This is a genomic window from Pseudomonas sp. FSL W5-0203, from assembly GCF_001896155.1.
Classification (GTDB): domain Bacteria; phylum Pseudomonadota; class Gammaproteobacteria; order Pseudomonadales; family Pseudomonadaceae; genus Aquipseudomonas; species Aquipseudomonas paracarnis.
This window is the reverse complement of record NZ_MPOR01000001.1, coordinates 164738-178982: the sequence shown is the minus strand read 5'-3', so window position 1 is coordinate 178982 and position 14245 is coordinate 164738. Positions and strand designations below refer to the sequence as shown.

12 protein-coding genes are annotated in these 14245 nt (G+C 61.1%); 6 read left to right on the top strand and 6 right to left on the bottom strand.

Features of this window, described 5'->3' with window-relative positions:
* Window positions 1-20: 20 nt before the first annotated feature.
* The 6 genes from BOP96_RS00875 to gatC all read right to left on the bottom strand — a co-directional run bounded on the left by BOP96_RS00875 (window position 21) and on the right by gatC (window position 5220).
* Window positions 21-404 carry a carboxymuconolactone decarboxylase family protein gene (locus BOP96_RS00875; RefSeq protein ID WP_014716917.1) on the bottom strand — a complete coding sequence of 128 codons (384 nt, stop codon included), beginning with the start codon at window positions 402-404 and terminating at the stop codon, window positions 21-23.
* Window positions 401-1480: a calcium/sodium antiporter gene (locus BOP96_RS00870; protein ID WP_014716918.1), complete on the bottom strand. Its 1080-nt coding sequence runs from the start codon at window positions 1478-1480 to the stop codon at window positions 401-403. The genes BOP96_RS00875 and BOP96_RS00870 overlap by 4 nt, the downstream gene beginning before the upstream one ends.
* 26 nt (window positions 1481-1506) lie before the next feature.
* A complete protein-coding gene (locus tag BOP96_RS00865) occupies window positions 1507-1878 on the bottom strand; it encodes a septal ring lytic transglycosylase RlpA family protein (protein ID WP_014716919.1) in 372 nt (123 codons plus the stop codon).
* Window positions 1879-2008: 130 nt separating this feature from the next.
* Window positions 2009-3454, bottom strand: a complete 1446-nt coding sequence (gene gatB, locus BOP96_RS00860; RefSeq protein ID WP_073451634.1) for an Asp-tRNA(Asn)/Glu-tRNA(Gln) amidotransferase subunit GatB — start codon at window positions 3452-3454, stop codon at window positions 2009-2011.
* Window positions 3455-3464: 10 nt separating this feature from the next.
* Complete coding sequence (gatA, locus tag BOP96_RS00855; protein WP_014716920.1) at window positions 3465-4916, bottom strand: Asp-tRNA(Asn)/Glu-tRNA(Gln) amidotransferase subunit GatA; 1452 nt, start codon at window positions 4914-4916, stop codon at window positions 3465-3467.
* 16 nt (window positions 4917-4932) lie between these two features.
* Window positions 4933-5220, bottom strand: a complete 288-nt coding sequence (gatC, locus tag BOP96_RS00850) for an Asp-tRNA(Asn)/Glu-tRNA(Gln) amidotransferase subunit GatC (protein WP_003188556.1) — start codon at window positions 5218-5220, stop codon at window positions 4933-4935.
* A 210-nt stretch (window positions 5221-5430) separates the two neighbouring features.
* On the opposite strand from gatC, the gene mreB reads away from it, so the two are divergent.
* The 6 genes from mreB to BOP96_RS00820 all read left to right on the top strand — a co-directional run bounded on the left by mreB (window position 5431) and on the right by BOP96_RS00820 (window position 14232).
* Window positions 5431-6468 carry a rod shape-determining protein MreB gene (gene mreB, locus BOP96_RS00845; RefSeq protein WP_002555108.1) on the top strand — a complete coding sequence of 346 codons (1038 nt, stop codon included), beginning with the start codon at window positions 5431-5433 and terminating at the stop codon, window positions 6466-6468.
* 139 nt (window positions 6469-6607) lie between these two features.
* The gene (gene mreC, locus BOP96_RS00840; protein WP_073451631.1) at window positions 6608-7675 is read left to right on the top strand and encodes a rod shape-determining protein MreC; all 1068 of its coding nucleotides are present in this window, start codon (window positions 6608-6610) and stop codon (window positions 7673-7675) included.
* Complete coding sequence (gene mreD / locus BOP96_RS00835; protein WP_073451629.1) at window positions 7675-8163, top strand: rod shape-determining protein MreD; 489 nt, start codon at window positions 7675-7677, stop codon at window positions 8161-8163. Before mreC ends, mreD begins: the two co-directional genes overlap by 1 nt.
* 50 nt (window positions 8164-8213) lie before the next feature.
* On the top strand, window positions 8214-8810 hold the full coding sequence (locus tag BOP96_RS00830) for a Maf family protein (RefSeq protein ID WP_073451627.1): 597 nt from the start codon (window positions 8214-8216) through the stop codon (window positions 8808-8810).
* 70 nt (window positions 8811-8880) lie between these two features.
* On the top strand, window positions 8881-10338 hold the full coding sequence (gene rng, locus BOP96_RS00825; RefSeq protein ID WP_003188562.1) for a ribonuclease G: 1458 nt from the start codon (window positions 8881-8883) through the stop codon (window positions 10336-10338).
* Window positions 10339-10416: 78 nt separating this feature from the next.
* Entirely contained in the window at window positions 10417-14232 is a 3816-nt protein-coding gene (locus tag BOP96_RS00820; RefSeq protein WP_020301267.1) for a YhdP family protein, read from the top strand.
* Window positions 14233-14245: the final 13 nt, after the last annotated feature.

Sequence of the window (14245 nt, the reverse complement as noted above, 5' to 3'; positions counted from 1 at the left end):
CTGCGATAACTATCTGGCAGTCACTGCTGATCCGCCTGATACGCCTCAATCACTTCCTGCGCCGCCCGAAACGCATCAATCGCCGCCGGCACCCCGGCATACACCGCGCAATGCAGCAGCGCTTCGCGGATCTCCTCCACCGTACAGCCATTATTCAGTGCACCGCGCACATGGCCCTTGAGTTCCTGCGGGCACTTGAGGGCGGTGAGGGCGGCGAGGGTGATCAGGCTGCGGGTCTTGAGCGGCAAACCCTCGCGGTTCCAGACGCTGCCCCACGCGTGCTCGTTGACGAAGTCCTGCAGCGGCTGGGTGAACGCCGTGGCATTGCCCAGGGCGCGGTCGACGAACGCATCGCCCATGACCTGGCGACGTACTTCAACCCCGGGTTTTTTCTGATCGGTCATTGCGATTCCCTCTTGTGTTGGCGGTGCCAGGCGCGCAGTGAGGTGAACAACAGCAAAACCACTAACGCTGGCAGGACGTAATACAGCATCAATTGTTCAAGCTTGTTGGCCAGCGGCATGCCCGTGGTGAAGGCCATGACATGCAGCCCGTACGCCAGGTACAGCCCCAGCAGCACCAGCCCTTCGATACGTGTTACCCGATAGCCGGTATAGAACACCGGCAGGCACAGAATGATGGCGCCGAGCATCACCGGTAAATCGAAGTCCAGGGCGTTGGGTGATACCGAAAGCGGTGTCGGCGCCACCAGTGCGGTAAAACCCAGCACGCCGAGCAGGTTGAACAGGTTGCTGCCGATCACGTTGCCTACGGCAATCTCCCGTTCGCCACGCAACGCGGCGATCAGCGACGTGGCAAGGCACGGCAGCGAGGTGCCGACGCCGATCAACGTGAGGCCGATGACGCGCTCCGACAATCCGAGATCGCCCGCCACCTCCACCGCTGCGCCGAGCAACAAATGCCCGGCCAGCACCAGCACCAGCAAACCGCCGAGCATCAGCAGCACACTGCTCAGCCATGGCGCCTTCGCCACGGTGTCCAGAGTGCGCGGGCGGCGGGAATGACGTGTCTGGTAATGCAATACGCCTAGGTAGGCCACCAGCGCCACCAGCAGCACGGCGCCATCGAAGGGCGTCAGCATTTCATTGGCGGCGAGGATAAACACCAGCAGGCCGGCGACGATCATCACCGGGATATCCACGCGCACCAGCTGCCGCGAGACCCGCAGCGGAATGATCAGTGCGGACAAACCCAGGGTCACAAGGATATTGAAGATGCTGCTGCCGATGACGCTGCCTACGGCAATGTCCGTGTTGCCGGCCAGCGTGGCCTGAAGACTGACGGTCATCTGTGGCGCACTGCTGCCGAAGGCGACGATGCTCAAGCCGATGATCAGTGGCCGCACCTTGAGGCTCGCCGCCAGGCGTACCGCGGCGCGTACCAGGATTTCAGCGCCGATGATCAGCAAGATCAGGCCGCCCACCAGTTCGAGCAGGCTCCAGGGTGAGAGGGCGTTCAATCCGAAAATGCTCAAGGCTGCCTCGATCAGTTGTTCAGGGCTTGCACGCGTACCCGTGCGGTACCGCTGCGCAGCATGCGCAACTGCTCGGCAGCCTTGCGTGAAAGGTCGATCAGGCGCCCACGGGTATGCGGGCCGCGATCAGTGATACGCACCACGACAGAACGGTTGTTGTCGAGGTTGGTCACCTTGACCTGGGTGCCGAAGGGCAGGCGCCGATGGGCGGCGGTCAAGGCGTTCTGGTTGAAAGGTTCACCGCTGGCGGTTTTCTTGCCATGGTGCTTGGCGCCGTAATAAGACGCGGTGCCGGTTTCGTCGTAGCCGTTGGGGTCGATGAGGCCGCTGGCGCAACCGGCCAGCAGGGAGGACAGGGCCAGGAGGCCGAGTAGACGCTTCATTTCAAGATGTCCCCGTTGGATCGTTCCCACGCTCTGCGTGGGAATGCAGCTGGTGACGCTACGCGTCACAAAAGCGGACGCGGAGCGTCCCGTGAGACGTTCCCACGCAGAGCGTGGGAACGATCATGGATCAGCCTTCGAGCTTGCTTTTGAGCAGTTCGTTCACCTGTTGCGGGTTGGCTTTGCCCTTGGAGGCTTTCATCGCCTGGCCGACAAAGAAGCCGAACATCTTGCCGCGCTTGGCTTCGTCTGCCGCACGGTATTGCTCGACCTGCTCGGCATTGGCCGCGAGCATTTCATCGAGTACGGCCGAGATGGCGCCGCTGTCGGTGACTTGCTTGAGGCCACGCTTCTCGATGATCTCGTCGGCATTGCCTTCACCGGCGGCCATCGCTTCGAACACGGTCTTGGCAATTTTGCCGGAGATGGTGTTGTCCTTGATGCGCAGCAGCATGCCACCCAGTTGTTCGGCGGTGACCGGCGCTTCGTCGATTTCCAGGCCTTGTTTGTTCAACAGGCTGCCCAGCTCGACCATCACCCAGTTGGCCGCCAGCTTGGCGTCGCCGGCAATGCTCACGACTTTTTCGAAGTAGTTGGCTTGTTCACGGCTGGAGGCCAGGACGCTGGCATCGTAGACCGACAGGCCGAACTGCTCCTGGAAGCGCTCGCGTTTTTGCTGCGGCAGTTCCGGCAGGGTGGCGCGGATGTCATTGAGGAAGGAATCCTCCAGCACCACCGGCAACAGGTCCGGGTCGGGGAAGTAACGGTAGTCGTTGGCTTCCTCTTTGCTGCGCATGGCGCGGGTTTCGTCTTTGTTCGGATCGTACAGGCGCGTTTGCTGGATCACCTTGCCGCCGTCTTCGATCAGCTCGATCTGGCGACGTACTTCGCTGTTGATCGCCTTCTCGATGAAGCGGAACGAGTTAACGTTCTTGATCTCGCAGCGGGTGCCGAACTCGACCTGGCCCTTTGGGCGGATCGACACGTTGCAGTCGCAACGCAGCGAGCCTTCGGCCATGTTGCCGTCGCAGATGCCCAGGTAGCGCACCAGCGCGTGGATGGTCTTGACGTAGGCCACGGCTTCCTTGGCGCTGCGCATGTCCGGCTCGGACACGATCTCCAGCAGCGGCGTGCCAGCACGGTTCAGGTCGATACCGGTAGCGCCCGGGAATTCTTCGTGCAGGCTTTTGCCGGCGTCTTCTTCCAGGTGCGCACGGGTGACGCCGACGCGCTTGATGGTGCCGTCTTCCAGGGGAATGTCCAGGTGGCCCTTGCCGACAATCGGCAGTTCCATCTGGCTGATCTGGTAGCCCTTGGGCAGGTCCGGGTAGAAGTAGTTCTTGCGCGCAAACACGTTGTGCTGGCCGATCTCGGCGTCAATCGCCAAGCCGAACATCACGGCCATGCGCACCGCTTCGTGGTTCAGCACCGGCAGCACGCCGGGCATGCCCAAGTCGACCAGGCTGGCCTGGGTATTGGGTTCGGAGCCGAACGTGGTGGCGCTACCGGAGAAAATCTTCGATTGGGTGGCGAGCTGGGTATGAATCTCCAGCCCGATCACAACTTCCCATTGCATAGTGTTCTCCTCAGAAGCCGGTAGGGGTGCGGGTGTGCCAGTCGGTATTCAACTGGTACTGGTGCGCCACATTGAGCAGGCGGCCTTCCTGGAAATACGGGGCGAGCAATTGCACGCCCACCGGCAGGCCATCGACGAAACCTGCGGGCATGGACAAGCCCGGCAAGCCCGCGAGGTTGGCGGTGATGGTGTAGAGGTCTTCCAGGTACTCGGCGATCGGGTCGCCGGTCTTGGCGCCGATCTTCCACGCCAGGTTTGGCGCGGTCGGGCCGAGGATCACATCGACTTCTTCAAAGGCGGCCATGAAGTCGTTCTTGATCAGGCGACGGATTTTTTGCGCCTTGAGGTAGTACGCGTCGTAGTAGCCGGCGGACAGGGCATAAGCACCGACCATGATCCGGCGCTGCACTTCACTGCCGAAGCCTTCGCCGCGGGAGCGTTTGTACAGGTCGGTGAGGTCTTTCGGGTTCTCGCAGCGATAGCCGAAGCGCACGCCGTCGAAACGCGACAGATTGGAAGAGGCCTCTGCTGGCGCGATCACGTAGTAGGCGGGAATCGCGTGCTGGTTGTTCGGCAGGCTGATTTCCTTGATCACGGCGCCAAGCTTTTCGAGCTCTTTGATGCTGTTTTGCACCAGTTCGGCGATACGCGGGTCGAGGCCAGCGCTGAAGTATTCCTTCGGCACGCCGATGCGCAGGCCCTTGATCGAGGTGTTCAGGCTGGCGCTGTAGTCCGGCACTGGCTCGTCGATGCTGGTGGAGTCCTGTTTATCGAAGCCTGCCATGCCTTGTAACAATATTGCGCAGTCTTCAGCCGTGCGTGCCAGAGGGCCGCCCTGATCGAGACTTGAGGCGTAGGCGATCATGCCCCAGCGGGAAACGCGACCGTAGGTCGGCTTCAGGCCGGTTAGGTTGGTGAAGGCGGCTGGCTGGCGGATCGAACCGCCGGTATCGGTGGCGGTAGCGGCCGGCAGGAAGCGCGCGGCCACGGCCGCCGCCGAACCACCGGACGAACCACCCGGGACGTGTTCCAGGTTCCACGGGTTTTTCACCGCGCCGTAGTAGCTGGACTCGTTGGCCGAACCCATGGCGAATTCGTCCATGTTGGTCTTGCCAAGGGTCACGGCGCCGGCGGCGGCCAGCTTGGCGACCACAGTGGCGTCGTAGGGCGCCTTGAAGTTGTCGAGCATCTTCGAGCCGCAGCTGGTGCGAATGCCCTGGGTGCAGAACAGGTCCTTGTGGGCGATCGGTGCGCCGAGCAGCGCACCATTCTCACCGTTGGCGCGACGGGCGTCGGCGGCCTTGGCCTGGCTCAGGGCCAGCTCCTCGGTGAGGCTGATGAAGCTGTTGACCTTCGGATCGAGCGCGGCGATACGCGCCAGCAAGGTCTGGGTCAGCTCTTCGGAAGAAAACGATTTGTCGGCGAGACCGCGGGCGATCTCGGCCAGAGTCATGTGATGCATGAAAGGCTCTTTCCCTTTAGTCGATGACTTTCGGAACCAGGTACAGGCCGTTTTCGACCGCTGGCGCGATGGACTGGTAGGCCTCGCGATTATTGCGTTCGGTCACGACGTCTGCGCGCAGGCGCTGGCTGGCTTCCAGTGGGTGAGCCAGGGGCTCGATGCCGTCGGTATTCACGGCCTGCATTTGGTCGACCAGCCCGAGAATGCTGTTCAGGGCTGCGGTGGTCTGTGGAAGATCGGCATCATTAAGGCCAAGCGAGGCCAAATGTGCGATTTTTTCCACGTCGGAGCGTTCAAGCGCCATGGGATTCTCCAGTGGAAAACAGAACGGAGGGCGTCCGTGTGTTAGATTGTCGGAACACTACCGCATTTCTACGGTCATAAGGCCGCGATTGTGGGGGTTGGTGCACAGAAAGTCGGCCAATTTAGCACATTGGCGCCTTGCCCAAAATCCCTGTCGTTGTTAGAGTTTGCCGCACTTTTTTACCCACGCGTTGCCTAGGGTCCTTTCCCCATGTTCAAGAAACTGCGTGGCATGTTTTCCAGCGATCTCTCCATTGACCTGGGCACTGCCAACACCCTTATTTACGTGCGCGAGCGCGGAATCGTTCTGAATGAGCCATCGGTTGTGGCCATTCGGACCCATGGTAATCAGAAAAGTGTCGTTGCCGTTGGCACCGAGGCCAAGCGCATGCTCGGCCGTACACCAGGCAATATTGCTGCCATTCGTCCGATGAAGGATGGCGTGATCGCCGATTTCAGCGTCTGCGAAAAGATGCTGCAGTACTTCATCAACAAAGTTCACGAAAACAGTTTCCTGCAGCCCAGCCCTCGCGTGCTGATCTGCGTTCCGTGCAAGTCCACCCAGGTGGAGCGTCGTGCCATCCGTGAATCGGCCCTTGGCGCCGGTGCCCGTGAAGTATTCCTGATCGAAGAGCCGATGGCGGCTGCGATCGGTGCCGGCCTGCCGGTGGAAGAAGCGCGCGGTTCGATGGTGGTGGATATCGGTGGTGGTACTACCGAAATCGCCCTGATTTCCCTGAACGGTGTGGTGTATGCCGAATCCGTGCGCGTGGGCGGCGACCGCTTCGACGAAGCGATCATCACTTATGTGCGTCGTAACTACGGCAGCCTGATCGGCGAATCCACCGCCGAGCGCATCAAGCAGGAAATCGGCACCGCTTACCCAGGCGGCGAAGTGCGCGAAGTCGATGTGCGCGGTCGCAACCTGGCCGAAGGCGTTCCACGTGCCTTCACCCTGAACTCCAATGAAGTGCTGGAGGCTCTGCAAGAGTCCCTGGCCACCATCGTTCAGGCGGTGAAAAGTGCCCTGGAGCAATCGCCGCCGGAGCTGGCTTCCGATATCGCCGAGCGTGGCCTGGTACTGACCGGTGGTGGCGCCTTGTTGCGCGACCTCGACAAGTTGCTGGCCCAGGAAACCGGCCTGCCGGTGATCGTCGCCGAAGACCCGTTGACCTGCGTTGCCCGTGGCGGTGGTCGTGCGCTGGAAATGATGGATAAACACACCATGGACCTGCTCTCCAGCGAATAAGATTGCCTGGATGGTTCATGCTTCGTCGGCAGGCAGCACTTTGCAGTGCTGCCTGTTGGCGTTTATCTTCTTCAATCTGCATCCAGGCCGGTTTGATGCCGTATGAATAAAGAGAACATTTGCCTGGGAGGAGCGGCTTATTAAACCGCTTTTCGCCAAAGGCCCCTCATTGGGTGTGCGCTTATTGGTGCTGACCGTGCTTTCGGTCGCGCTGATGGTGGTCGATGCCCGCTTTGCACTGCTCAAGCCGGTGCGCAGCCAGATGTCGCTGGTGTTGATGCAGACCTACTGGATCACCGACCTGCCGCAACGTCTCTTCCAGGGCGTGTCCAGCCAATTTGGCAGCCGCACCGAACTGGTCGCCGAGAACGAAAAACTCAAGACTGAAAACCTGCTGTTGCAGGGGCGCATGCAAAAGCTGGCGGCCCTCACCGAGCAGAACGTTCGGCTGCGCGAGTTGCTCAATTCTTCCGCACTGGTCAACGAAAAGGTCGAGGTGGCCGAACTGATCGGCATGGACCCCAACCCCTTTACCCACCGCATCATCATCAACAAGGGTGAGCGCGACGGTGTGGTGCTTGGTCAGCCGGTGCTCGACGCCCGTGGCCTGATGGGCCAGGTGGTGGAGTTGATGCCCTACACCTCGCGGGTGCTGTTGCTGACGGACACGACCCATAGCATTCCGGTACAGGTCAACCGTAACGGTTTGCGCGCGATTGCCAGCGGCACCGGTAACCCGGAACGCCTGGAACTGCGCCATGTGGCCGACACCGCTGACATCAAGGAAGGCGACCTGTTGGTCAGCTCTGGCCTGGGCCAGCGCTTCCCGGCGGGTTATCCGGTGGCGACGGTCAAAGAGGTGATCCACGATTCCGGCCAGCCGTTCGCTATCGTTCGGGCGGTACCGACTGCCGCGCTGAACCGCAGCCGTTACCTGCTGCTGGTGTTCAGCGACAACCGCACCCCGGAAGAGCGCGCTAACGACGCTGCCCAGGCCCAGGAAGCGGAGGACCAGCAGAATGGCACCGCGCCTATCGTGCCGGCCACGGTGCCAAAACCTGCTTTTGTTGGTCCGCCTGCACCCGCGCCAGCCACGTCACCTGCACCGGCAGCACCTGTGGCAACGCCGGCCAAACCTGCCGCGCATAACGCGCGCCCAGCTAAACCGACCGCCGCTCCGGCCACCACACCGCAGAGGGGGGACTAATGGCGGGTACTCATTCACGCAATGGCTGGGTCGTCTGGCTGACCTTCGCCATCGGCTTGCTGCTCAGCGTTTCGCCGCTGCCGCAGTTCATGGAAATCCTGCGCCCGCTCTGGCTGGCCTTGTTGCTGGCGTTCTGGTCATTGAACCTGCCGCACAAGGTGGGCATGGTCACGGCCATGTGCCTGGGGTTGGCCGAAGATGTGCTGTATGGCACCTTGCTGGGCCAGAACGCGTTGATCCTGACACTGATTACCTTCCTGGTGCTGTCGTTGCAACAGCGCCTGCGCATGTTCCCGATGTGGCAGCAGTGCCTGGTGATCCTGGTGATCTTCGGCCTGGCGCAGTTGGTGCAACTGTGGCTGAGCGCCTTGACCGGCAACCGTCAGCCTACGCTGGCGTTGGTCTTGCCGGCGCTGGTCAGTGCATTGTTGTGGCCCTGGATCAGTTTTGGCCTGCGCGGGCTGCGTCGGCGCTATAAAATCAATTGAATGGTTGCGAGGCTCTGCCTGGTTATCGAACTCAACAGGGAGAGGCTGCAATGAATTCGCTTTACCTGGCCTCGGGCTCCCCGCGGCGACGTGAGCTGTTGACCCAGATCGGTGTGCCCTTCACCGTGGTCAGCGCCGCTATTGATGAAACCCCTCTTGCCAACGAGCCTGCCGTTGCCTATGTCGAGCGCCTTGCGCGCGGCAAGGCGACGGCGGGTTTTATTGCGCTTGGCCAAACCCTGGGCGCCTGTGTATTGGGGGCCGATACGGCTGTGATCGTGGATGGCCAGATCCTGGGCAAGCCCGTTGACCAGGCCGATGCGCTGGCGATGCTGTTGGCACTTTCCGGTCGAGAACATGAAGTGCTCACCGCCATTGCCCTGACTGACGGCCAGCGTTGCGAAACCCGATGTGTAAGCAGTCGTGTACGTTTTCGCGAGGTGTCTGTTCAGGAGGCTACCGCCTACTGGCACAGTGGTGAACCGCAGGACAAGGCCGGCGGCTATGCTATCCAGGGGTTGGGTTCGGTGTTCGTTGCCGGGCTCAATGGCAGTTATTCCGCGGTGGTGGGCCTGCCTGTGTGCGAAACCGCGCAACTCCTGGCGCAATTCGGCATACCCTGTTGGCAAAACCTTACCGTGTGCTGAACGCCGTATTCCAGCGCCAAGCCTTAAGCGACCGGTCACTATTGTGAAAACGCCTGAACGAGACCCAGCCATGAGTGAAGAGATTCTGATCAATATCACGCCGATGGAATCGCGCGTGGCGGTGGTAGAGAACGGTGTTCTGCAAGAAGTGCATGTCGAACGCACCCAAAAGCGCGGGATCGTCGGCAATATCTACAAAGGCAAGGTGGTGCGCGTATTGCCGGGCATGCAGGCGGCCTTCGTCGACATCGGCCTGGACCGTGCAGCGTTTATCCATGCCTCGGAAATTTCCCTGCGCGAGGGCCCTGCGGTGGAAAGCATCAGCGCTCTGGTGCACGAGGGCCAGAGCCTGGTGGTGCAAGTCACCAAGGACCCTATCGGTTCCAAGGGCGCCCGCTTGACCACCCAGTTGTCGATTCCCTCGCGCTACCTGGTGTACATGCCGCGCACTGCCCATGTGGGCATTTCCCTGAAGATCGAAGATGAAGCCGAGCGCGAGCGCCTGAAGAAGGTGGTCAGCGACTGCGTCGCCGCCGAGGGCATCAAGGAAGCGGGTGGGTTTATCCTGCGCACCGCCGCAGAAGGCGCTGGCGCTGACGAGATCCTCATGGATATTCGCTACCTGCGGCGCCTGTGGGATCAGATCGACGCGCAGATCAAGACCATCGGCGCGCCCAGCGTCATCTATGAAGACCTTGGCCTGGCGCTGCGCACGCTGCGCGACCTGGTCAGCCCGAAGATCGAGAAAATTCGCATCGACTCGCGGGAAACCTTCCAGCGCACCACGCAATTTGTCGCTGAGTTGATGCCAGAAATCGCCGATCGCCTGGAACACTACCCCGGCGAGCGGCCGATATTCGACCTGTATGGCGTCGAAGACGAAATCCAGAAAGCCCTGGAACGCAAGGTGCCACTCAAGTCCGGCGGCTACCTGGTGGTAGACCCGGCAGAAGCCATGACCACCATCGACGTCAATACCGGCGCATTCGTGGGCCATCGCAACCTTGAAGAGACCATCTTCAAGACCAATCTCGAGGCGGCTACCGCTATTGCCCGCCAACTGCGCCTGCGCAACCTGGGCGGCATCATCATCATCGACTTCATCGACATGGAAGATGAAGAGCACCAGCGCCAGGTGCTGCGTACGCTTGAGAAGCAACTGGAGCGCGATCACGCCAAGACCAACATCATCGGCATCACCGAGTTGGGCCTGGTGCAGATGACTCGCAAGCGCACGCGCGAAAGCCTGGAACAGGTCCTGTGCGAGCCGTGCAGCAGTTGCCAGGGGCGCGGCAAACTGAAGACCCCGGAAACGGTTTGCTACGAGATTTTCCGCGAGATCCTGCGGGAGGCACGCGCCTATCAGGCCGAAGGTTATAGAGTACTTGCCAATCAGAAAGTGGTGGATCGCCTGCTGGACGAAGAGTCCGGTAACGTCGCCGAACTGGAAAGTTTTATCGGTCGCACGATTCGCTTCCAGGTCGAAACCATGTATTCCCAGGAACAATACGACGTGGTGTTGCTCTGATCCCCAACTGTGCACTTTCTTCGAGACCGGCAGACCTTGATCTGCCGTCCGCTAACTGTTTTTTGAGGGTCGCCTGACATGGAGCGTCTGATACGCTTTTTTGCCGCTTTGACCCGTTGGGGCCTGGGCCTGTGTGCGTTGTCGCTGGTATTGGCGGCGGTGTATGTGAGCCTGGGGCGCGAACTCACCCCGCTGGTGGCTGAATACCGCGCCGAAGTCGAGGCCAAGGCCCAGGCTGCGCTGGATACGCCGCTGCATATCGGTAGTCTTGAAGGCCGTTGGAGCGGGTTTGCCCCGGTATTGCTGGCCCACGACGTCATGGTCGGCGAGGGCAGCAGTGCCTTGCGCCTGGACCAGGTGGAAGTGGTGCCGGATATGTGGGCCAGCCTGATGGCCCGCGAAGTGCGTATCGCCCATCTGCAAGTCAGTGGCTTGCAACTGAGTGTCAAGGAGAACCAGGACGGCCGCTGGACCCTGCAAGGCTTGCCGGTGCAGGACGACCAGCCGTTGGACCCGCAACAACTGCTGACGCGCATGCAAATGGTCAAGCGCGTGTCGGTGCTGGACAGCCAGGTGACCCTGCAACCCTTCGACCAGGCACCAGTGACCGTGACCTATGTGGGCCTGAGCCTGCATACCGGCATGAGCCAGCAGCGTCTGGATGCTCGCCTGACATTGCCCGATGGCCAACCGTTGGCGGTCAGCCTGCGCAGCCGCATTCGCGCCAGTCAGTGGAAAGACGCTGAGGTCGATGCCTACCTGAGCCTGCCGCAAAGCGACTGGGCCAAGTGGATTCCCGCCAGGCTGACCCAGCAATGGAAGCTGACGCAATTGAAGGCCGGCGGTGAGTTTTGGCTCAGTTGGGCCAAAGGCACGGTGCAAAGCGCGGCGGTACGCCTCAATTCGCCCCAAGTGAAGGGCAGCTACGCCGACCGTAAGCCGGTGCACCTTGAAAACCTGGCCCTGACCGCCTACCTGCAACGCAGTGACACTGGCCTCAAGGTGCTGTTTGATTCCCTGGCGATGAACATTGGCGAAACCCGCTGGGAATCGCGCCTGCAATTGCAGCAAAACCTGGCGACCGACAAAGAACAGGAGGTGTGGAAATTGCAGGCCGACCGTCTCGACCTGGCCCCCATTACCCCGCTGCTCAACGCCTTGGCGCCGCTGCCGGACGGTTTCGCCAAGGCCGTCGAACACCTCAAAGCCACTGGCCTGTTACGCAATGTGCTGGTGGACTTCCGACCGCAAGACACCACCGACCGAAAACTCAGTTTTGCCGCCAACCTGGAACGTGTCGGCTTCGATGCCTACTTTGGCGCGCCAGCCGCACGCAATGTGTCCGGCAGCATCAGTGGCGACCTGGGCCAGGGCGAGTTGCGCATGGACAGCAAGGACTTTTCCTTGCATTTGTATCCGATCTTCGCCAAGCCGTGGCAGTACATCCAGGCCAATGCACGCCTGACCTGGAAGCTGGACAAGCAAGGCTTCACCCTGATCGCCCCATATATCAAGGTACTGGGCGAGGAAGGCAAGGTGGCGGCGGACTTCCTGATTCGCCTGCATTTCGACCACAGCCAGGAAGACTACATGGACCTGCGGGTCGGCATGGTCGATGGCGATGGCCGTTTCACCCCCAAGTACCTGCCCGCCGTGTTGAGCCCGGCGCTGGATGAGTGGTTGCGCACGGCGATCCTCAAGGGCGCGGTGGACGAAGGCTTCTTCCAGTACCAGGGTTCGCTCAGCCACAATGCACTGCCCGCGTCGCGCAATATCAGCCTGTTCTTCAAGGTGCATGATGCCGAACTCGCCTTCCAGCCGGGCTGGCCGCACGTGAACAAGGTCAATGGCGAAGTGTTTGTCGAGGAGAGCGGCGTACGCATTCTGGCGAGCAAGGGCCAATTGCTCGACACCCAGGTCAAGGATGTCTACGTCAATATCCCCCACGCCCCAGCGGGCGGGGACAGTCATCTGCTGCTCACGGGCGGGTTCTCCGGCGGTTTGGGCGACGGCCTCAAGATCCTTCAAGAAGCCCCGATTGGCACGGCGTCTACGTTCGCTGGCTGGAAAGGCGAGGGCGACCTGCAAGGTAGCCTGGACCTGGACGTACCGCTGGCCAAAGGCACTGAGCCCAAGATCGTGGTGGACTTCAAGACCGACAAAGCGCGCCTGCAATTGGCGGAACCGCCGCTGGACCTGACCCAGCTCAAGGGCGATTTTCGCTTCGACAGCGCCAAGGGCCTGAGCGGGCAGAAGATCTCGGCCCAGGCGTTCGACCGCCCCATCACGGCGCAGATCTTTGCCGAAGGCAAACCGGGCAATATCAGCACGCGGGTGACTGCCAATGGCCAGGTCACCGTCAAGCGCCTTACGGACTGGTTGAAAATCAGCCAGCCGTTGCCGGTCTCCGGCGATATTCCCTACCAGTTGCAAGTGATCCTCGACGGCGCGGACAGCCAGTTGATGGTCAATTCCAACCTCAAGGGTGTCGCGGTGGACCTGCCGGCACCGTTCGGCATGCCGGCCAGCCAGGGACGTGACAGCACCTTCCGCATGACTTTGCAGGGCGCTGAACGCCGTTACTGGTTTGATTACGGCGAGCTGGCTAACTTCACCTTTGCTGCGCCGCCGGACAAGTTCAATGATGGCCGCGGCGAATTGTTCCTCGGCGATGGTGATGCCGTGTTGCCCGGTGCCAAAGGCCTGCGCATTCGTGGCGTGCTGTCGGAACTGGATATCGATCCCTGGAAGAAACTCGTGGATCGCTACGCGGGCAATGATCCAGGTGGCAACGCCAAGCAACTGCTCAGCGGTGCGGACTTCAAAGTGGGCAAGCTGACCGGGTTTGGTACCCAGTTTGACCAGGTCAGCTTGCAGCTCGATCGCAAACCAGCGGCCTGGGGCCTGCAACTCGATAGCCAGCAAGCCAAGGGCGCGGTGAACCTGCCGGACGCCAAAGGCGCGCCGATTGCGGTCAACCTCAAGTATGTGAAATTGCCTGCGCCAGACCCGACCGCGCAGGCGGACGAAAACGCGCCGGACCCGCTGGCCGATATCGACCCAAAAAGCATTCCGGCACTGGATATTGCCGTCGACCAGCTGTTCCAGGGCTCGGACCTGATCGGGGCCTGGTCGCTGAGAATCCGCCCGACCGCCAAGGGCCTGGCCTTCAATAACCTCGACCTTGGCCTCAAGGGCATGCTGCTCAAGGGCGCTGGGGGTTGGGAAGGTGCGCCAGGCGCCAGCAGCAGTTGGTACAAGGGCCGCCTCGATGGGCGCAACATTGCCGACGTGCTCAAGGGCTGGGGTTTTGCGCCTACGGTGACCAGCGAAGACTTTCATCTGGACGTCGATGGCCGCTGGCCGGGCTCGCCTGCCTGGGTCGGGCCCAAGCGGTTTTCCGGCAGCCTGGATGCCGCGTTCCGTAAAGGTCAGTTCGTCGAAGTGGAGGGCGGGGCCCAGGCATTGCGAGTGTTTGGCCTGCTTAACTTCAACTCCATTGGCCGGCGTTTGCGTTTGGACTTTTCCGACTTGTTCGGCAAGGGCTTGAGCTACGACAGGGTCAAGGGCTTGTTGGCCGCCAGTAATGGCGTGTTCGTGACCCGCGAGCCCATCACCATGACCGGGCCTTCCACCAATCTGGAGCTTAACGGCACCCTGGATCTGGTTGCCGATCGCGTCGACGCCAAATTGCTGGTCACCTTGCCTGTGACCAACAACCTGCCGATTGCGGCGCTGATTGTCGGTGCGCCGGCCATTGGTGGTGCGCTGTTTTTGATCGACAAGCTGATCGGTGACCGGGTTTCGCGCTTCGCCAGTGTGCAATACAAGGTGCAAGGCCCCTGGAAGGATCCAAAAATCACCTTCGACAAGCCATTTGAAAAGCCAAACTGAGAGCCTGTGGAGT